Annotated in this window: 16 protein-coding genes and 1 pseudogene; 9 read left to right on the top strand and 8 right to left on the bottom strand. The window is 53.0% G+C overall.

Annotated features, from left to right (window positions below; all coding sequences use genetic code 11):
* Positions 1–218: 218 nt before the first annotated feature.
* Both DVH23_RS19410 and DVH23_RS24710 read right to left on the bottom strand, forming a co-directional pair.
* Entirely contained in the window at positions 219–1,061 is an 843-nt protein-coding gene (locus DVH23_RS19410; protein ID WP_232833831.1) for a zinc ribbon domain-containing protein, read from the bottom strand.
* A 48-nt stretch (positions 1,062–1,109) separates the two neighbouring features.
* A pseudogene (locus DVH23_RS24710) lies at positions 1,110–1,307 on the bottom strand (HNH endonuclease); the annotation flags it as partial.
* A gap of 181 nt (positions 1,308–1,488) precedes the next feature.
* Here DVH23_RS24710 and DVH23_RS19405 point away from each other — a divergent pair.
* The 4 genes from DVH23_RS19405 (at position 1,489) to DVH23_RS23810 (ending at position 4,798) form a co-directional block, all read left to right on the top strand.
* Positions 1,489–2,883 carry a hypothetical protein gene (locus DVH23_RS19405; RefSeq protein WP_157972508.1) on the top strand — a complete coding sequence of 465 codons (1,395 nt, stop codon included), beginning with the start codon at positions 1,489–1,491 and terminating at the stop codon, positions 2,881–2,883.
* Between the two features lie 85 nt (positions 2,884–2,968).
* Entirely contained in the window at positions 2,969–3,439 is a 471-nt protein-coding gene (locus DVH23_RS19400) for a hypothetical protein (protein WP_114579052.1), read from the top strand.
* Positions 3,439–4,461, top strand: a complete 1,023-nt coding sequence (locus DVH23_RS19395; protein WP_114579051.1) for a hypothetical protein — start codon at positions 3,439–3,441, stop codon at positions 4,459–4,461. Before DVH23_RS19400 ends, DVH23_RS19395 begins: the two co-directional genes overlap by 1 nt.
* Before the next feature lie 64 nt (positions 4,462–4,525).
* Entirely contained in the window at positions 4,526–4,798 is a 273-nt protein-coding gene (locus DVH23_RS23810; protein ID WP_157972507.1) for a hypothetical protein, read from the top strand.
* 94 nt (positions 4,799–4,892) lie between these two features.
* Here the strand turns inward: DVH23_RS23810 and DVH23_RS19390 are convergent, their stop codons facing one another.
* From DVH23_RS19390 to DVH23_RS19370, 5 genes are all read right to left on the bottom strand, one after another.
* Positions 4,893–5,831 carry an ADP-ribosylglycohydrolase family protein gene (locus DVH23_RS19390; RefSeq protein ID WP_114579050.1) on the bottom strand — a complete coding sequence of 313 codons (939 nt, stop codon included), beginning with the start codon at positions 5,829–5,831 and terminating at the stop codon, positions 4,893–4,895.
* Positions 5,832–6,125: 294 nt separating this feature from the next.
* Complete coding sequence (locus tag DVH23_RS19385; RefSeq protein ID WP_114579049.1) at positions 6,126–7,283, bottom strand: BREX system ATP-binding domain-containing protein; 1,158 nt, start codon at positions 7,281–7,283, stop codon at positions 6,126–6,128.
* Positions 7,284–8,180: a hypothetical protein gene (locus tag DVH23_RS19380; RefSeq protein ID WP_114579048.1), complete on the bottom strand. Its 897-nt coding sequence runs from the start codon at positions 8,178–8,180 to the stop codon at positions 7,284–7,286.
* Entirely contained in the window at positions 8,177–9,211 is a 1,035-nt protein-coding gene (locus DVH23_RS19375) for a tRNA-guanine transglycosylase (protein WP_114579047.1), read from the bottom strand. The genes DVH23_RS19380 and DVH23_RS19375 overlap by 4 nt, the downstream gene beginning before the upstream one ends.
* A gap of 213 nt (positions 9,212–9,424) precedes the next feature.
* Positions 9,425–12,325 (bottom strand): DUF6884 domain-containing protein, encoded by a 2,901-nt coding sequence (locus DVH23_RS19370; protein ID WP_114579046.1) that lies wholly within the window; start codon positions 12,323–12,325, stop codon positions 9,425–9,427.
* 399 nt (positions 12,326–12,724) lie between these two features.
* Between DVH23_RS19370 and DVH23_RS19365 the strand changes: the two genes are divergently transcribed.
* From DVH23_RS19365 to queC, 5 genes are all read left to right on the top strand, one after another.
* The gene (locus DVH23_RS19365) at positions 12,725–14,443 is read left to right on the top strand and encodes a DUF262 domain-containing protein (protein WP_198668015.1); all 1,719 of its coding nucleotides are present in this window, start codon (positions 12,725–12,727) and stop codon (positions 14,441–14,443) included.
* Positions 14,444–14,669: 226 nt separating this feature from the next.
* Complete coding sequence (locus DVH23_RS19360) at positions 14,670–15,122, top strand: 6-carboxytetrahydropterin synthase (RefSeq protein ID WP_114579045.1); 453 nt, start codon at positions 14,670–14,672, stop codon at positions 15,120–15,122.
* Between the two features lie 4 nt (positions 15,123–15,126).
* Positions 15,127–15,906 (top strand): 7-carboxy-7-deazaguanine synthase QueE, encoded by a 780-nt coding sequence (locus DVH23_RS19355; RefSeq protein ID WP_114579061.1) that lies wholly within the window; start codon positions 15,127–15,129, stop codon positions 15,904–15,906.
* 3 nt (positions 15,907–15,909) lie between these two features.
* Positions 15,910–16,509, top strand: a complete 600-nt coding sequence (gene folE / locus DVH23_RS19350; RefSeq protein ID WP_114579044.1) for a GTP cyclohydrolase I — start codon at positions 15,910–15,912, stop codon at positions 16,507–16,509.
* Complete coding sequence (gene queC, locus DVH23_RS19345) at positions 16,506–17,204, top strand: 7-cyano-7-deazaguanine synthase QueC (protein ID WP_114579043.1); 699 nt, start codon at positions 16,506–16,508, stop codon at positions 17,202–17,204. Before folE ends, queC begins: the two co-directional genes overlap by 4 nt.
* A 1,232-nt stretch (positions 17,205–18,436) precedes the next feature.
* Here queC and DVH23_RS19340 read toward each other — a convergent pair.
* A complete protein-coding gene (locus tag DVH23_RS19340) occupies positions 18,437–18,757 on the bottom strand; it encodes a hypothetical protein (RefSeq protein ID WP_114579042.1) in 321 nt (106 codons plus the stop codon).
* Positions 18,758–18,866 lie beyond the last annotated feature (109 nt).

Here is an 18,866-nt window from a genome sequence, read left to right as displayed (position 1 = left end):
GAGTCTCGTCAAGTCACTGTTGAACGATGCGCTGGATCCGAACTCTCACCGGTCTCTGCTGTTAGAGCGGGTTCAGCACGAACCGTTCGAAGCCGATCTCGCGTAATCTGCCCTAACGAGGCTGGATTCGTGAGGATTGCCAGTGACAGCTCTCGGCTCCTCTCGGGCGGAGACGTCAGTTGACCACTGAGGAGGACCCACGGAGCACAGAGCGAGTCTTAGTGGTGGGTTCGAAGTCGATCCTCGAATTCACGATCCCCGTGTTTCGTGCGGCCTCGTCGTTCCCATTCGTCGTCGGCAACCGCCTCACCCGCATAGTTGCCGTCGACCATCTCCCATTTCGTAAAGAGGATGCCGCGTTTCTTCCATTTGGCCTGACAGAATCGGCAGGTCGCCTCGCGAGGCGTATCTACCCAGACTGAATTCTTGAAGCCACAGTTCGGGCAGTATTCCCACTCAACCGCCGTATCGTTCGGTGAGGCCTCGTTCATTGCGATATCCATCTCCACCATATCGATCTGCATCTCGTCTGCCGCTTCGTTGAACGTCTTGTGTAGCTGATCCCACTGCTGTCCTACTTGTTCCGCCTGGTCACCAGTTTCGTGATCGCTGAAATCGATTTCTGCGCCACAATGTCTACAGAACTCGCTATCCGTTTCCAGTTCCTCGTCACAGGTCGGACAGTGCAGGACCGAAAATGGGCCGTCCCTGCTCACCTCCTCGAAGAAGCTCCAGATATCGATCGTCGCCTTCACATATGCCTGAAAGGAGCTGAAATACTGAGATACCGCACGCTTTACCGTGGCCGGCGTGACGTCGTTTTGGTACTGCTTTCGCTCGTCGAGCAGTGCCTTGATATCATAAAACCGGTGTCGTAGGCCGTCTTGTTCGTTCCACAGCTCGGTGCTGTCGGCAGGATTCCGATCGAGGAGGGTGTACTCGCCCTCGTGAGCGGTTCCGGACAGATGATCGGAGACCCGCCCCATGTGCTCGTCGACGTCGATGACCAACTGTTTCGAGTCATCGATGATGCTGCCTGTAATTTCGATCCATCGTTCCACGTCCCCGTGCTGTGCTGTCGGAGCGACCGCATCCCCGTGAACGGCTGCGTGGCACTCATCACAGACCGTTACTAAGTTCGATTTTGCATGGCTCCCGCCTCGACTTTTCGGTACGATATGATGGGCATGCAACTCGGTCGATCCATGAGGACCCCCTTCTCTGCCACAGTTCTGGCACTGGAAATCGTCCTCGGAGTACACTTCCCGTCGTCGTTGATCCCAGTCAGGGGGATAGTCGGTTGACATCGGTGGATCGGGCCTCCCTATCGACGGTGATGTGCTGTTCTACGCCTCCTGATAAAAAGTGTATGGCGAGGACGGGTATACGTCATCTCGAGTCGAGCCCAAGAGAAAGAACTTGATAAAATGAATGATAGTTGTTTCGAAAATAATTTGACACGGTTAATTCACGTATTTCGATGCCCTTTTGGAGTATCTGTGGCCCCTACCAAGTATGTCATCTGAAAACATTGGGCCACGGCGGAGAGCGCTTCTCGAGGCGTGGGGGAATACGGTATCGGATATTGAGTCCGGTCCTGGATTCGACTTCACCGATAATAATCGGACACATCGAACGCAAGACCAAGTCACATCATTTCTCAATGCACCCTCAGATGACCAGTTTCGCGACCTCTGGTCGTATGAAATACTAGCTGATGCCGTTATCGGAGGTCCGGAACTCGTGTTGAATCAGTGTCGTGGTGTCGAAGAAGTAGCCGACACGATAGAGGAGATTCGAGCAGCCACCACGTACGATCCAGGGTGGGAGGCAACGTTTCCTGTCGACACTGCCGTCTGGGAATTGTACGGACGGTTACATCCGGAATCGGCGCCGATACTCTACAGCGAGTGTACGCGGGGACTCAAGGGGATGGGCCACCCCCAACCAGGCACGTTCGCGGAAGCCAAAGAGGCCTGGAGTGAATTCGATCGTCTCTATGACGACCACGTCGGGTATGCAACACGCGGGACGGGCCACGAGGTCCCACGACATCACGAGATGAGCGAGCTCCTCCGATTCGTCGCGACCCAGGACGACGACGTGATCGCCGACCAACTCCTCGACGACGAGTATCGACCGATCACGGGATGGCGCCAGGAGTGGCCAGTCACGACCGATATCGATTTTACTGGACACGAGCCACACATCGAGGGCTATGTGGAGGCCAAACGAAACGGCGGCCTCGAACTAGACGGTCGGGAAGACCTCTGGAACAAGGGATACTGGGAAGCGTGGAAAGGGGAGTATCGTGAGCACGTAGCGGATGTCGTCAAACCGGAATACGACCTGACCGATCTGACGGCTGCAAATGTCGAGTCGTTGCTTGACGACCTAGGCGGTTCGACGTCAACCAGCCTGTCGACATCGGTGCCGGCCTACATGCTCGGCGGACGCCAGGGCGGTATCATCTGGAGTGGATTCAAGAACCGGTCGCTTGAGAATCCCGAAGAAGCGGCTGCCGTCCTCTCACACCTGTTCGACGACGAGGCACACGTCAATCTCCGTCTGGACCGATTCGGGAGCTTCTATGGAGAACTCGACGAGGGGGGTGGACAACTCATGAGCCTCGCGACGATCCTCCTCACCTTCGTTTACCCGCGAGAGTACGTGATGTACCGGTGGGGACTGATGTCGACCTTCTTCGGCGAGTTCGCCGACTACAAGGTTCGGACCGGGTTCAACACCGACCAGTACTGGAAGCTCAACGTGGCATGCAAGCACCAGCTCCTCATCGAACTCGATCGCGAACTCGACGACGCGACGATGCTCGACGTGCATACACTCCTCTATGTGTTTGATAGGGAACACGCAGATCAGTAGCTGAGTCCGTCAGATTTGTACTTTCAATCGGTACCGGCCAGCGTTCGTACCGTATCTTTATTTGATTTGTCGAACGAACAAGAACATGGAGCGGGTCTGGGTCACAAATGGGAGCACAAGCGTCGCGCCGATCGTCAATCCACTGAACGCGGCCTGTCGGGAGGGATTCGAACCAACGGACGTCTACGTTCTCGACAACCCCTTCATCGAAGAGGTAACTGACCGAGCGGTCTCGATGATCAAAACGATTGTTACCGCCCATGGCGGCGACGAACCGACTGTCACTGTCGAAACCATCGAGGAGGAACGCGACTTCGAGGCAATCGTCGAGTACCTCCAGACGGCGATCGAAGCCGGTCACGATGGTGGAGCGGAGATCGCCGTCGACGTCACGCCTGGCCGTAAGTTCTGGTCGATCATCAGCTTCCAGGCTGGCCGCAAGCTCAACGTCGATCACCTCTACTACGTCCATCTCGACGGTGGCTACTTCGGCGAGAGCTATCCCGTGATCCCCCGGACAGCCATCGAACTGATCGACTTCACGGAGGTCCTCTGATGCGCATCCAGCGCTCCCATCTGACCCTTTTGCTGAACCGGCTGTACGACCGGGGTGATGGCCGGTTTACCATCTCGCATCCTTCGAGCGAGATCGGTGATCTGCTCACGATCGAACTGGGCGAACCCGACGACTGTACGATCCGCTTCCGAAAACGGCGCGATGAGTACACGAGTGCTTACGACGAAATCCATCGTACGGTACCCGAAACCGTCGCGAACGACCTGCCGGCCCCTGACGAATACGTGAAGGCGGCGATGGCCAGCGGCATCGTCCCGATCGAAAACATTGAGGAGATCCGAACCTTCCTCGATCGGTACGGTGATCCTGATCTGCTGGCAGGCCATCCGCCAGTGTTCGCCGGCTTCGACACGAATCTGCTCCCCTGGCGTATCGATCGCATCCTTGAGTTGCGCAAGCCGGACGAGGGGGCGGGATACGTCAACGGGTTCGTACTCGCGACGGGGATTCGCGACGAACTCGACTGGGATTTCAAGTGCCACGAGACACGCCCGTTCGTCGACGCCTTCGGCGACGAGTACGAGGAGTACTGGAACCAGCCACTCGGGTCGGCACGGATCGGCCGACTCGGTTTGCTCGCCTATCGGAACATCCGCGACACACAGCAGGCCGACGAGATCGATTGTGAGAGAGGCGACGAACAGATCATCCCCGCGTACGACACCTACAAGTCGAACCACCGAAGCCAGATCCTCCTCTTTAGTAACGATCGGACGTTCGTCGAACGGGCTCACAGCCATACGCTTCTCGCACAGCACGTCGATCTCCCTGCCGACCTCCCACGAAAGACGTCGGCGACGTGGCGGGAGGTCGAACTCCTGATGTATACCCTCACACTCATCTTCGGAATCGTGAAACTGCCCGGCGTCACCCTACACGGTGTGTGGCGCGGAAAGGACGGCCTCGACTGGCAACACGAGAGGGTGAAGATCGACTGTCGAAGCACCACTCTCGATCCACAGCTCGAAGCCGATCTCTCGATCGTCGAATCCTTCGATTGAGCTGTTCGTGCTCCGTATTCGGAATTTGGTGAGACTTTTAAATTTGATCGACCAATCAATTGCTATGACAGATGATCCAACGATCCCGATGGGAGATGTGCGACAAGCAGAGCCCGGGAGTGACCGACAGGGGGCGTTCAAACGAGGGTGGACAGCTGCTGTGAAAGATCTCAGGGCCAACGATGAATCATCGAAGTATTCTGATGGTCCGCCACCAGAGGAATTAACGTGGGATAACCTCGGGTACCGCCTTGGGAGTGTATTCGGGGAAACAGATGATGATCTACGCCAGGAACTCTTTGAGTGGTGTAAGAAAAAGCAGGAAAACGAATCCTGATTTGGAGTTTCCTTTCGATGAAAATCGCACTCTGCGTGAATACCCGTTCCCAGACGTTCCTGCCTCATGTTAATCTCTCTCCTACGACGACAAGTTATGCGTCGATATCGAGGAGTTGAGAGGCAAGCATATCGAGTTCGTCTCGAGCGGACAGTGAATCGGGCCAGCGTTCGGGGAGGGCATCCACGCCGAAGCGCGTGCCGGCGACGGCACCGGCGACTGCCCCGATCGTATCGGTGTCTCCTCCCATCATTACTGCGTCAACGATCGCCTCTTCGGCGGTGCCGGCCGTCAGCCCATGGTAGAGTCCAGCCTGCAACGTAGTGATGACGTACCCCGAGTTCTCGAGGTCTACGTTTGCCTGCTGTCCGTGACGCGACTCGAGGACTGGTTCAACAGCACCAAGAACTTCTTCGGGGAGGCCGCTCTCGAGAGCTGTGGTCGCCGTCGCCAGCGGCCGCTCTTCGTCAGTGAGGAGGTTCGCGAGCGTTCGATTGAACAGCGCACAACTCCACTGACAGCGCGGGTCGGCGTGAGTGATTGCCGAGGACTGCCGACTGACCTCGACGAGGCGATCGGGATCGTCCCGAAACGCGATGGCATACGGGGCACATCGCATTAGACTCCCGTTGCCTGCGTTGCTCCCTTCCGGGCTTGTCTCCCACTCGTTCTGACCGGCTTCCTCCCACGACTCGCCGTCCTGAATCCGCTGAAGTGCACTAGAGGTCATGATCCCGATATCGAACGGGCCAGAGGCCTTCCATTCGACGAATCGATCGGCGATGTCGGCCGGATCGAACTCTCCGTTGTCAGCGAGACTGCGTGCGATACAGAGGGCCATCTCCGTATCGTCGGTGATCGTCCCCGCCGGTTGGCCGTGGGTTCCGTTTGCGAGCATCTTGGTCACCCGACCGTGGTCGCGCCTGATGCGATCCGGGGGTTGGAACTCGACGGGACGGCCGAGGGCATCGCCACAGGCGAGCCCGAGGAGTATCCCACGGGCTCTCGATCGCTGGTCGTCGACGGTAGCCATGCTTTCCTGTTTATTCTTCGGGATGCTAACTATTGGGGCCGATCCTCAGGGTGTTCAATGATGCCTCAGTAACTTCCCACAATCGGGTTTTTGTGGATTCGGCCATGCGTCGTTGCTATATCTCTCAGATGATGAGAGTCTTGACGTCTGGCTCTCGCCCCGCCGAGGATCGTATAGTGCGTGGAGCATGACGTGACCGACGGGTTCTATCATCGGTTGAGGATTTCAACAAGACTGATTGAGCACCCTCAGTTTGAAAACTCGGCTTGAGGCCCCCTCACAAGCACAGAGACGCTAGATAGCCTCTTGTACGAAGTCGGCGGTGATTTCCTGACGGTCCTTGTTCGCGGCATCATCTAATATCCGGCTACAAAGTGCGAGCACTTGCCGTACATTCCCTTGGGACCGCTGTAGAATCAGGTCGAGACTGTCCTGAGTGAATGGTCTAACACGACCGGCGTCTCCGTTTGAAGTCCGCTCTCGATCGAGATAGTCTTTGACCAACTCGTAGAGATGTTCGCTGGTCAACGGGCGGAGCGACACCTCTTGCCCGATTCGTTCACTAAAGGCGTGATACTCGCTCATCACGTCCTGCCAAACCTCGGGGGCACAGCCAAACAACATACAGAGCCCTGTGCTGTTCTGATCCATCAAGTGGCGGATACTGTTCAGAGTCGCTTGCTCATCCTTCGGGGAGAGGCGAGCTACGCTCTCGAACTCGTCGACGAACACGAAGACCCCGGTATAGCCGAGTTCCAGTAGCGTGTTTTTGAAAGCGGTGAACGCCCTCACCCCCATAGTATCGTCATCGAGTGCGCTGTGGATCTCCATCTCTTTGCGCTGTTCGTACCGAATTCCCTCAGCGGTGAGCCACTGCCAGGCATATAGATTGGTGTCCTCGTACACCATGTGGACGATCGCCCTCGCGAAGTCGGCAAACTTCGTAACGTCGCTGAGCCGCCGAATCGCTTCCGGCACGATATCGGACAGCAGGACGTCGCCCTCGTCGATGAGCGATTGCATGGCGTTGGGGCTCATCGGGTTACTATCCGTGAGGTCACGGGCGACCGTCGCGAGGAATTCGTAGGCGATCTCCTGGAGGCGGTTGAAGCCGAAATCGTACACGAACTCGTGATAGATGTCGAGGAATCCCTCACCGGGTTGTGCGACGTATCCGACTACGACATCGTCTCGGTCTCGTAGCAGGGAACGGGTGTATTTGAGTGTGTGCGACTTACCGTTTCCGTACTTTCCAGTCACCACAAGGTGCTTGGACTTCCCGGTGGCGAGCATCGACGATACCGTCGAACTGATCTTCTCCGAGACGTGTTGCTGCCCGCAGTAGAGTTCGGGACTATCGTCCGGAACCGGACTATACGGGAATGGGTTGGCGTTCAGGTCGTACTGTGAGTAGTCTTGCTGTTCGTCGCTGATCGTGAATGCGTCGGACATTTAGGAAGCCTCCGTGTTAAACGTGATGTCGCTGTCGTACACCGCAAGGTAGTAGTATTGTTTGTCGTACAGTTCCACTCCGCTCATCACCTGCTGTGTGGATTGTGAAGTCGTCACGAGCCCGCCTTCGTTGGACCGTTCCATCTTCTTGATCCCGAGAGCAGCGTCCTTCGCTGCCGAGTCCAGAGGAGCGCCGGAGAGTTCGAGTTTGCCCACATTCTGCTGGCACAAGGCGAGCAAGGCGTCATCAAAGTCTTCGCGGGAACAACCGAGCCGTTCGCACACTTCCTCACGGAGTCTCGGAATCGACAGATACCGCTGACGTAAATCCACTCCCGCGGTCTGTTCGAAGTCGTCGTAGGCTTCGAGCAACACGAAGTGGAAGTTGGGCGGTACTTCGGATCTGTCCTTCAGGTAGTAACTCCCGGAGAAGGCGTTACGCTGAACGCGACCCAGCCGTTCCGTCCAGTCGCCGACGACTTCGATTCCCGTCTGATTGAACGAGTATGGGGTGAATTCCTGAGCCACTTCCAGTCGTTCCAACAGAGCATCCAGATCACCTTGACCATCGTTCTCTAAGGTTTCGATGAACGCCTTGTAATGTGGGCTGTGAGTGGCGAGGATAGAACTCACTTGTGGCCAGTCTTCCGCCCGGACAGACTCTAGGAACGACTCACCAACATCAGTGGTCGCGTAAACCGACTCCTCTTCATTACCCCTCTCGGATAAGAGCGAGATACGCTCCGCTTCGAGGATAGTCTCGCGCGCACGGCGATGGCTAACATCGAGGGCTGCCTTGACTTCATCCGTGGATTTGGTCCCCTCTTCGCAAACGTGGGTGACTTCCACTAAGCGGCTCAGCGTGACTGGTCGGACAGTGGCTCTTTCTTCGGTCATGTGAGCCTCCGAACTTGCTGCTTAGCGGTTTCATACGCACGTTGTGTGACACCGTTACCTTGGAAACGTAGATCAAGATATTCCTCAATATCACGACCAGACTCCGCAACGTAACGAAATCGGCGGAGTTCAGTCGCAAGTGCCCAGAGATTATGCTGAGTAAGCGCTGTTCGGTCTTCGCGTATTTTGTCGAGACTCCGTTTCCCGCAGATAGGACATGGACAGGGAAGGTAATCTAGTGATTCGATGTTTCGAATTTCCTCGCCACCGAAACCTGGAATGAGGTAATTTCGGTTCCCAGCACTCCGAATGAAAGCAGATGAATCAAAGCTATCAACACCAAGGTATAAAAGAAGTGGTTGATAGACGAGACCACCGAGACCGTACACATGAAGGTGTTTTTCTGTCGACTTTCGCGCCGATAATATCAATTTAGTCACCTTCTCATAGTCAGTTCGGATAGGAACCATACTGCCAAGCGCATAGCCGTCGAAGTCACCATGTTTCTCAAGATATCGAAGGGTGTTCCGGACGGTTTCTGGATCGTAGCCGTGGACACTAGCTAGGAGGGGTCCGCGACCATCATGGTGGTCACTTGCTTCGAGAGCATACTGTGCGCTCTGACTGATGCGGCGTTCATTCTCGGCATCTCGGTTCTCTCTGGAGAGTGGAATATCTACCGTGCCATAGATGTCGACGTCAAGTCGACGTTGTGTATCGAGTGTTTTTGCTGGGGTAGTGTCCACCTCCTTAGAAGAGAAATCAAATCCACCACTATCTGCGAACACGATTGTGTCTTCAGGAACTCCCATTTCCTCTCGAAGTGAGACACCATTAGTAAGGCGTTGCCACATTGGTTCTCGATTTCGAATCGATCGAACGTTGATCATCGCCGCTGAAAATTCTGGTATAGTACCTACGTATGCGGGGGTATTGTCGCTTGATCGTTTACCGAGATTCCGTACTGGGAAGAGCACCGGTGTCTCCAATTCTCCTCGGGCGAGATCGAGTGTTCGTCGTCTATATAACATACCTCCCGCTCGGATAAGCTGTTCTATTACTTATATAATGGGGCGATAGAAAGTAAATATCTCTAACCTGGTATCGGTTTATATTTGAGTAGGTTATATGAATGATTATAACCACTAATCAGAAGAACGGGGTTCCTGACCCCAACAGAACGGGCCTGGTAAATGGGAGGCATTTTTGCCGGTCACCATTGAGGGTGCATCACCGAAGAGGATTCAGTAATTCTTGAATCCAGTTTGATTCAATTTCTCTTCGACACGCTGACAGAGTTGTTCGATTGTTGCCGGTTGAAGCGCGTCAACCTTCTCAACATACTTGGCGAAGTTCTTCAAATAGAGGCCTTTCAAGCCGATAACGATCGTATCATGTCGATTCGCATCCTCTAGACGTGCGGGGACGGACTCAATATTGTCAAACTGATCCTCAACGATTTCTCGATTGAACACGACACCAATACGGTCAGAACGCACCTCCTGAATCATATCGTCGATATCAATGCTGGTGTAGTAATCTTTGCCGAGCGTGAAAAAGACGATATCGTAGTCGCTCTCCTCGAGAACACGTAAAAGATCCTCCTGAATGTGAAGTTTCCCAGAGCGTTCGTTTATCTCGCTGACGTTCATCGAACTGAACGTTACCTCGTAAGGGGGAAGGAGGTCATCTTCAGCAACGAGACCGAATCCTGCACTAATGAAGTAGCGGTCAACACTGTGACCGTTCGAGCGAAGACGACGAACAGCGTCTCGAACATAGTTCTGCTGTCGGCCAGTGTAGAGGTCACGAGCGGCGATTCCGGGGACGTTATCGCGTGCGAGGAGATCCCCAGGTGAGAATTGGAGCGTTTCATCAGCGTCGAAAACTGGTGCGTCATCAGGAGCGTTCTTCGATCCTGAGCACTGATCGATAACGAGAACATCTAGATCATCAGTTTCGATTTTGGGGGGTTGCGGAAGGAAATCGTCTCCGACAGCATAGTTCTCCCCACACGTCTCCAGCACCTGTTGGCGAAGCACAGCTGGATCAGGACAAGTTGTAACCTCACAGCCGTTCTCGCGTGCCGCATCAGCGGTTTCGTTATCAAGCATCCCATTATCGGTATGAACAAAGAGATGTTGGTAGCGAGCAGTTTGTTCGGCGACGTTCGCGGCCATACGGTCAGGAGCGAACGATACTATCGCGGGCGAGTCCTCCCACCACTCGTTTACGCCGTTCGCATCGAGTACTCCAAGTTCGGCTACTGGAAGATCGTGTGTGTAAGTCCAGAAATCGGGATGCTTGTCCCGGAGATAGTCTTCAACGGTATCATAGCCATTGAGACTTGCCGTCCCTCTAGTCGCGACGAGGATTTTCGGGAGTTCTTCCTCGAACTCATCATAGAATCGGCGCATATTGTGGAAACCACGTCGCCGATTCCGGTCGTTTCCACGGAAGATACAAACCTCGATCCCGGACTCACGACAGATCGGGCAATCACATTCCTCCCAGGGACGCTTACGGAGCGTTTCTTGGTATTCTGCAAGGAGATCGTCATCTCCGATCCACATCGCGTACTCACGAACGATAGTCCAGACGCGATCGTAGCCACTCACTGTGTCGGCAGCATTGAGGATCGGAGTGGCATGGGGGAACTGGTCGAATATTTCCGCGGCAGTATTCAAGAGAGTATCGTACTCTGAGATTGGAATAGGATCGTCCGGGTCGTCCTTCCTGAGCAGTTTGACGAGCGCACCGCGAAGGGTTCCACTGAAACTCGCTTGAAGTTCACGACCGTACTTGAAATCGTCTCGAAACGCTATCTCAACATCGGTGAGCAAGCGTTCATTGAACTGCTCATCGTGACGGTGTTCGCGGAGGTAGTGCTTCACCGCTGGAAGGACCTGTGCTGCGAGGTCGTGCCAGTCCTCAAGCGCGTCTGGGATCGAATCGACTGCGTCATAGGCACGTAGGGCGACAAGGGTTTCGCGACCGCGGAGTGCGGTTTCGACCGCTGTCTCAAGATCATCGCGACTCGATGGGTAGCGGATACGGATTGCGTCGTAGCGTTCGTCGTGGTCAAGTCGGTAGTTCTGTCCCCCGGTCCATGCCGACCGGAGCATACTGGCACTGTCGAAGCTCGTCATTCCGGAACGGCCGATTGTCTCAAACCCATCCGTCTTCGCGAATCCGAAGACGTGTGAGTCGATCCGCGTGTTGTGCTTACGTTCAAATGTCTTTACCGACTTTCCGACGGACTTCACAATAGCCCGAACGTCGTGAATTGGACTCCCAGCGACCCCGCCAATTCCGAGATAGTCATAGCCAATTTCAAGGACATCTTCGGCGGCTGCAGCGTAGGTGTCTGAATTCCATCCCTGGATTGCGACCATCAGGCGGAAAGGATAGTCTCGCTGCTGATAGAGATCGTACATTGCTTGGGCATTCCGCAGAGTGAGTTCATAGCGGAAGGCGGCATCATCCTCGCGGTAGACCGCACGAGAATCTTGTGCGAGTCGTGCGAGTACATGGTCAATATCACCCTGGAAATCATCAATGGAGAAAGGCTCAACCTCAGCATCAACAGCAGTCCGAATAGTTGGTTCGTACTCCTCTACGTAGTCGGGCCATTCGGAAGGCCACTCATCAGTCATTATATCGACGACATCTTCGATTGCGTCTGGGATGTCACTCTTGCTCAACTCGCCCGTGAAGGCGCGTTCATCGAGGTAAAGACGACCCTCTTCTTTCCCAGAGCCAAGGACGAGGTGATCAATTGTGACACCGACCGTGACATCGAGAGTTTCGTAAAACTCCAACATTCCTTCATTGCCATACGGTGGAAAAGGGAGAGACTTGTACCCCCACGCACCGCAGTCACTAATCGTGGGGAGCCAGTTCGGTACGGAGAGCACCGGATCGTCATAAACCCCGTATTCTGCGAGACGCTCAGCTTTCCGATCAGTTTCTTCGACCTGTTCGCGTGAGATAAGTACGCCGTCGATGGGTGCCGTCTCAGGTTCAAAAATATCCCAAATATAGGCTAAATCACGCTCTTGACGGTTAAGCGTGGAAAGTTCGTCGTGCTCAAAGTCGTAGTGGGCGTCAACTGCGTCATCCCACTCAGGAACGTAGAATCGCATAGATCAGATTCACTGTTCAAATCTTCTCTCGCTCTCCTATATGAATATCGTCTTCGAATGGATGCATTTGTCGGGGTGCTCCTCTTCTCCAATATTTCATATTCTTCCATGTAAGGAAGTAACGTTCATTTCAGAAGGTGACACTAACGATACAATTTCTCAGCCTGCCATAACGACCGTTCCGGACGAAACTCAAGGAGAAAATCTTTTTCCGAAATAGGCAATTGAAATCGTGTTGTAAAGGGAAGGAGTTACCTTGAAAAAGGAAATAAATAAAATTCATTGGTTGAATTAACGTTGAATCAGATCATCATCAATATTATTATCCCGGATTTCTATTAGTGAACGACGGGGAATACATAACTATTTTAGTCTTTAAATGACTGTCTGGGGTAGAGAATGGATATTGATGCGACTGAGAGCACCCTTCAAGGTGTCTTCGCGAACAAGAGTACATACACCGTCCCAGACTATCAGCGCCCATATTCTTGGGAAAAAGATCAGTGGGAGGATTTCTGGACTGATCTAACCACGATTCAAGACACAACGCATTTTCTTGGCTCGATTGTCCTAATTAAGCATGATCAGGGGTTTAATCAACTAGCGGAATTAGAAGTAGTGGACGGTCAACAGCGACTTACGACAATTTCTTTACTATTTCGTGCAATGGAGTCACAATATGATTGTGAAGGTGACCCGAACAGTATCGGAGATTTAATCGACGACGAGTATCTCTTTGAACGTGACGACAGCAATGACAAGCATGCAAAACTCTCCCTGAGTCAATATGATGGAGAAGATTACCAACACCTTCTCGAAGGACGCAGAAACGCAGTCAGCGGCGACTCGAGACTACTTCAGTGCCTGAAGTATTTCGAAGAAAAATTAGCAGACTACACGATTGACGAACTTGACGATCTCAGGGCGCACCTCACAAAACAGATGACTATCGTTGTGGTTGAATGTGATACGCCTGGGTCGGCATTTCGCTTATTCGAGACGTTGAATAATCGTGGGATGGAACTATCTTCTGTCGACTTGATGAAGAATTCTCTACTTCAAACAGCGACTCGAGAGCATGGGAATGATAGTCCGGAATATAACCATGTTCGTAATCAGTGGGAATACCTCTTAAAGAATGTCGTTCACCAGATCGATCACCCAAATCGTTTTTTCAGACATTTTATAATGTCACGAAATGTTCCAGATTATGAAGGGAACGTTTCCTCTCGAAAACTATATGATGTGTTCAATGAGATGATCAATACTCGACTGAACGCAGCAGGTCTCTCTATTAATGATTACGTCGACGAAATGGTTACAATATCAGATACGTATCTCGGCATCATCGATGCCTCTATCGACAAATATAGCGGAAAACAGTCAAAGAAAGTAAATTCACGTCTTAGAAACTTGAACGATATAGAGTCATCACATTCGCGTACGTTGATTCTACGGTCCATTGAAGAATTCGACGATTCCACTAAGACCATTGAGGTTCTTCGCCTATTAGAGTCGTTCATGACTCGCTGGAGAGTCGCGGACCTGACGACAGGTGCTTCCCTTGATCGAATATTCTCTAGTCTCTGCTCGAGTGCCTTCGATAGTGAAGATCCCATTGGGAATATCCGATCGAAACTCGAAGAGGAGGCACCAGGAGATGATGAATTTAAAGCAAAATTCGCGAATTCCGGGTTCAAACAGAATACGATGACAAGATATATCTTAGACACGCTTGAGCGCGAACATTACTCAACAGGGGGTGGGAAGACATACGATAGAGCTTCAGTTGACATCGAACATATCGCGCCACAGGCAGCGTTATCCGCCGACAAATACCGTGCGTGGCGGGACGTCTTAGATATCGCCGAGGCAGAGTACAAGAATCAATACCGTAATCGGATCGGGAATCTCACACTTCTAGAGGAAAGTCTGAACGAAGAAGCAAGTGCGAACCCATTCCAACAAAAGAAAGATCAATATCGTCTCTCGGACTTTCAGATGACTGAATACGTCCGTTCGAACTATTCAGATTGGGATACTGATACCATTGAGCGGCGCTCTGAAGAACTTGCAGAGATTGCTATCGAGATCTGGTGCTTCGAACCAGAATCTTAGATTTGCAATAGTTATGGAAAGATTGTGAGACAACCCTAAAGGTTAGTTCACCGCCTTTGTTTACTACGAACATAATACAATTCCTGAATAAAGACCTCGACAATTACACTGCCGTTGAGGCATTGATGGACAGACGGTTATTCACCACTTTCGTCGTGAAATACAGTGGACAAGACCGTTGTATTCTAACGATAATACTTAGTGCATACCTAGAGAATACCAACTCATGCCCTTAGAACAGGAGTCTTCATCCCTCATAACCAACGCAGGGGAGCGAACACTCGAGGTCGGCAGGGATCATCCAATTCGGATCAGTACTGGGCATCGTATACTTCACCACAAAGGAAAGTGTAGTCGTCCACACGGTCATAACTACGAGATCTCGGTGAAAATAACAGGCCAACTTTCCGAGAGAGGTTGGGTAGTTGATAAGGGCGATATTACTGGGATAATATATGAATGGGACCATCGCTTCCTCCTCGAAGAGGGCGATCCACTCATCGAGGCGTTCGAAGCCAGCGGCGACAGTGATGGACTCATCGTCCTCGAACATCCGCCGACAGCCGAAGTGATGGCCGTCCTTTTAGAGGAGCGCCTCTTCGAAGAACTGCCTGACCGCGTCTCCGAGATATCAGTCTCCGTCCGCGAAACGGCTGAACTCTGTGCGGGGGGCGACTGAACCGATGCCCGTCAACTCGACCTATGAAGCCGACTCATCGTTTGAGGCGAACGGCGCCGCCGAGACGCTGCCAATCAATGAACTCTTCTACTCACTGCAGGGCGAGGGGACACTCGCCGGTGTGCCGTGCGTCTTCGTGCGCACGAGTGGATGTAACCTCCGATGTTGGTTTTGCGATTCCTATCACACTTCATGGGAACCCACGCACGGACAGCTCAGTCTCGACGACATTGTGGCGGAAGTCGAGTCCCACGAAAGGGCCGATCACGTCGTCCTCACCGGTGGGGAACCACTCATCCATGAGCAAGCCGTAACGCTCCTCGAGCGCCTCGACGACTTGGGGTATCATACGACCGTCGAGACGAACGGGACGACGTATCGTGATGCACCGATCGACCTCGCGAGCATCAGCCCGAAACTCGCCTCCAGTACTCCGACTCCTGAGAAGGATCCGAAAGGGGATGGCGAGTGGGCCGACCGTCACGAGAAACAACGCATCGATGTCGACGTACTCGCCGAACTGGTCGACACCTACGACTCCCAGTTGAAGTTCGTCGTCACTGGCCCCGACGACCTTCCCGAAATTGAAGAGGTGCTTACTCAGATCAGAGAGGCGGCATCGACGACCGTCACGGACTCGGACGTCCTCCTGATGCCCGAAGGCGTGACGCGCGAGCAACTCGACGATTCTCGGAATACAGTCGCGGAGCTCGCCATGGAGTACGGCTATCGCTACACGCCACGCCTCCACGTTGATCTCTGGAATGACGCCCCCGGTACCTAACCAATGACCCAACACTCACAGCTCACCCAACCAGAAGACGGCATCAACCGGGAGAAGGCGCAGCGTGCGACGCGCCTCCTTCTCGAAGCACTCGGCGAAGATCCTGACCGACCGGGGCTCGCCGATACGTGGGAGCGTCGCGTCCCTGATGCGTTCGCAACGCTCACCGACGGCATTCGGGAGAACGAGAAGCCGACGATGCGCACCTTCGACGCCGAGGCAGACGGCCTCGTCGTGAAGACCGACATTCCGTTCTACTCGCTGTGCGAGCACCACCTTCTTCCCTTCCACGGCACTGTCCACGTCGCGTATCGACCCCGCGACAAAGTCGTCGGCCTCTCCAAAGTCGCCCGCTACGTCCGCTGGCAGTCCCGCCAACTCACCATGCAGGAGCGCCTCACAAACGACATCGCGTCCGGCCTCGCCGAGGAACTGAATGTTCCCCTCGTCCTCGTCGAAATGGACGCCACCCACCTCTGTGAAGCTATGCGTGGCATCGAAACGAAGAGCACGACAATAACCCAGACGACCGTCGGTGAGCCTACCGCCATCGAACGCGCGCAGTTCCGGACTGCAGTCGCTCGTGCGGAGGGCCGACAATGACCGACGCGAAGCGCGCCGTCGTTCTCGCCTCAGGCGGGATGGACTCCGCGACGGCTGCAGCCGTCGCTCAGGAGCAGGGCTACGACCTCTATATGCTCCACACGAGCTACGGCCAGCGTACCGAAGACAAAGAATACGAATGCGCGAAAGCCCAAGCAGAGTACTTCAACGCCGCAGACTTCCTTCACCTGACGACTGACCATCTCTCGAAGATTGGCGGTTCCTCGCTCACGGACGAAGAGATAGAAGTCGAAGAGGCCGATCTCGAGTCTGAGGAGGTCCCAACCTCCTACGTTCCGTTCCGGAATGGTAATCTCCTGGCGATGGCGATTTCCTACGCAGAAGCCTATGACTGTGATGCCGTGTTCATGGGTGCTCATTCAGAGGATTTCTCTGGCTACCCCGACTGTCGCCCGGAATTTTTCGAGGCGTTCCAGCAGGTGGCTACGTTCGGTACGAAAGACGAGACCACTATCAGCATCGAAGCACCGTTTACCGAGTGGTCCAAGACAGAGATAACCGAACGAGGTACGGATCTTGATGTTCCGTACGACCTCACTTGGAGTTGTTACCGTAATGAGGAACCGGCATGCGGAACATGTGATGCGTGTGCCTTTCGACTCCAGGCATTCCAAAATATCGGTGCTCGTGACCCGATAGAATACACTGAACGCCCAGATTATACGGAGGAGTAGACCCCTTCTAATCAAGCGTTTCCTTCAATTGACGATGATTACTCTGCCGAGAATTTCTGCTGTCGGGTTTCTGAAATTGCATCCGCTCTACCGCGCATGACTGCTTCATAGGCGCCCTCCTGATTATCGATGCAGACGTATCTCGCTTCAACACCGAATACTCGTTCGGCGGCGAGAGCAGTGGGTGCCGTGTCTGCACAGGGAACTAAGATTAATTCACTCGGCTCCACTAGTCCTTCCACCCAGGACTCATAGAGGCCAATTGATTTTACCCTTCCCCAGTCATTTCTTTCCGGACCAGTTGAGCGACCTGTCTGGCAGAAGCAGAGGACCTACGGTCAATTTCGTGCTTATGAGCGAAGACGACCGGGTAGCTACCAGACGAGAGATACATCTCTGGCGTACTGCAATCCGAGCACTATCTAGTTGGCGGCCCTGAGTCACCCCAGTCCTCGTTCAGGCGCTGAAGGATTAGCAGGCTTTTCATCCCATCAGTGCCCTTAGCGGCTATAGATTGAGATAACGTATGATCTGTACAAAGAGAGTATATTGACTAACACGAGACGTTGAGGAAAGGGTTTTTCGCGAGACGTCGTATTCAATAATATCGTACGCATCAAGTTTCGGAAGATGTGTTTGGATGAGTCCATTGTATGCTGATTCGTATTCATCCGAATTTACCTGATAAGGAGATTTTTCTAGCTCGATACCTCGAATAACGCGGGCAAGGTGCCGAACCTTAATAGAAGTTCCTTCTTCAAACAGTGAAAGGTATTCAATGACAAGTAATCGACGCCGGTTCCCAAGCAGAGCGAAGAGATCTGTTGGTTTGACAGTGTCATCAGTAGTCATCTGTCTCACCTCGTAACAAGGTGGTCTGAAGCTGATTCTTTCGTGGTATGAATCGAACATTCATGGGGAACATGGAGGCGAGCGAAACTGCCTCCACCCCTCAAGGGGGAAAACAACTCAATGATACGAAGTTGAAAAGAGAATATGGGAATTTGAGAAAGGCACTTTAGATTACTATCAGCGGTGACAATCGAGTGTATCCATTTCCGAGGCGTAAATAACAAATTTTTATTAGGTGGGAACGATGGCTATATTTTCCATTGCCTATCATGAATTTAATGCCTTGAGAGGAGTAGAAATGACCCTCTTAGAGATTGTTTTGTTAAGGATATTAGTAGGCAATTTTCATATTTCGTGGAATCTCATCTACGGGTCATGTGTTAATGTTTATCCCCCGTGAACTCCGGATTTTCCTTGACGCGGCCTACGGTTCCGTTCATTGCATAGATCAAAGTATTTGCAACCTCAAATGCCATCTCTCGTGAGAGCCCTGAAAGCGGTCTCGTCACGAATTCCTCTCCCTCTTTGTTTATCCCTGATATTGGACTGACAGAATAGTCGTCGTCACCCATTGTTCCATCAAGCCGAATGAAGATTGATGGATCCTCCTCGTATACCCACTCGATATAATTCTCGTCGTGAATCTGCTCTTCCCATCCTGCGGGATAATAGTCGATGTACTCTGTCTCACTCTCTGGCATAGGTCGAATGACGAGTTGGAACGGATAAAACCATTGGGTGAATAGAAAGCAAAAAGTCGCCTATTGATAGGGTACAGAAAATCAATTCACTAGGAAGAGGATTGAAATC

This window comes from Saliphagus sp. LR7, from assembly GCF_003344565.1.
In the GTDB taxonomy this organism is placed as follows: domain Archaea; phylum Halobacteriota; class Halobacteria; order Halobacteriales; family Natrialbaceae; genus Saliphagus; species Saliphagus infecundisoli.
This window is presented reverse-complemented; position numbering and strand designations above follow the sequence as displayed.

Excerpts from the sequence above, each read along its gene's own strand:
- DVH23_RS19400 (WP_114579052.1), top strand. The coding sequence starts at position 2,969 with ATGGAGCGGGTCTGGGTCACAAATGGGAGCACAAGCGTCGCGCCGATC.
- DVH23_RS19395 (WP_114579051.1), top strand. The coding sequence starts at position 3,439 with ATGCGCATCCAGCGCTCCCATCTGACCCTTTTGCTGAACCGGCTGTAC.
- DVH23_RS23810 (WP_157972507.1), top strand. The coding sequence starts at position 4,526 with ATGACAGATGATCCAACGATCCCGATGGGAGATGTGCGACAAGCAGAG.
- DVH23_RS19390 (WP_114579050.1), bottom strand. The coding sequence starts at position 5,831 with ATGGCTACCGTCGACGACCAGCGATCGAGAGCCCGTGGGATACTCCTC.
- DVH23_RS19385 (WP_114579049.1), bottom strand. The coding sequence starts at position 7,283 with ATGTCCGACGCATTCACGATCAGCGACGAACAGCAAGACTACTCACAG.
- DVH23_RS19380 (WP_114579048.1), bottom strand. The coding sequence starts at position 8,180 with ATGACCGAAGAAAGAGCCACTGTCCGACCAGTCACGCTGAGCCGCTTA.
- DVH23_RS19375 (WP_114579047.1), bottom strand. The coding sequence starts at position 9,211 with ATGTTATATAGACGACGAACACTCGATCTCGCCCGAGGAGAATTGGAG.
- DVH23_RS19370 (WP_114579046.1), bottom strand. The coding sequence starts at position 12,325 with ATGCGATTCTACGTTCCTGAGTGGGATGACGCAGTTGACGCCCACTAC.
- DVH23_RS19365 (WP_198668015.1), top strand. The coding sequence starts at position 12,725 with ATGGATATTGATGCGACTGAGAGCACCCTTCAAGGTGTCTTCGCGAAC.
- DVH23_RS19360 (WP_114579045.1), top strand. The coding sequence starts at position 14,670 with ATGCCCTTAGAACAGGAGTCTTCATCCCTCATAACCAACGCAGGGGAG.
- DVH23_RS19355 (WP_114579061.1), top strand. The coding sequence starts at position 15,127 with ATGCCCGTCAACTCGACCTATGAAGCCGACTCATCGTTTGAGGCGAAC.
- folE (WP_114579044.1), top strand. The coding sequence starts at position 15,910 with ATGACCCAACACTCACAGCTCACCCAACCAGAAGACGGCATCAACCGG.
- queC (WP_114579043.1), top strand. The coding sequence starts at position 16,506 with ATGACCGACGCGAAGCGCGCCGTCGTTCTCGCCTCAGGCGGGATGGAC.
- DVH23_RS19340 (WP_114579042.1), bottom strand. The coding sequence starts at position 18,757 with ATGCCAGAGAGTGAGACAGAGTACATCGACTATTATCCCGCAGGATGG.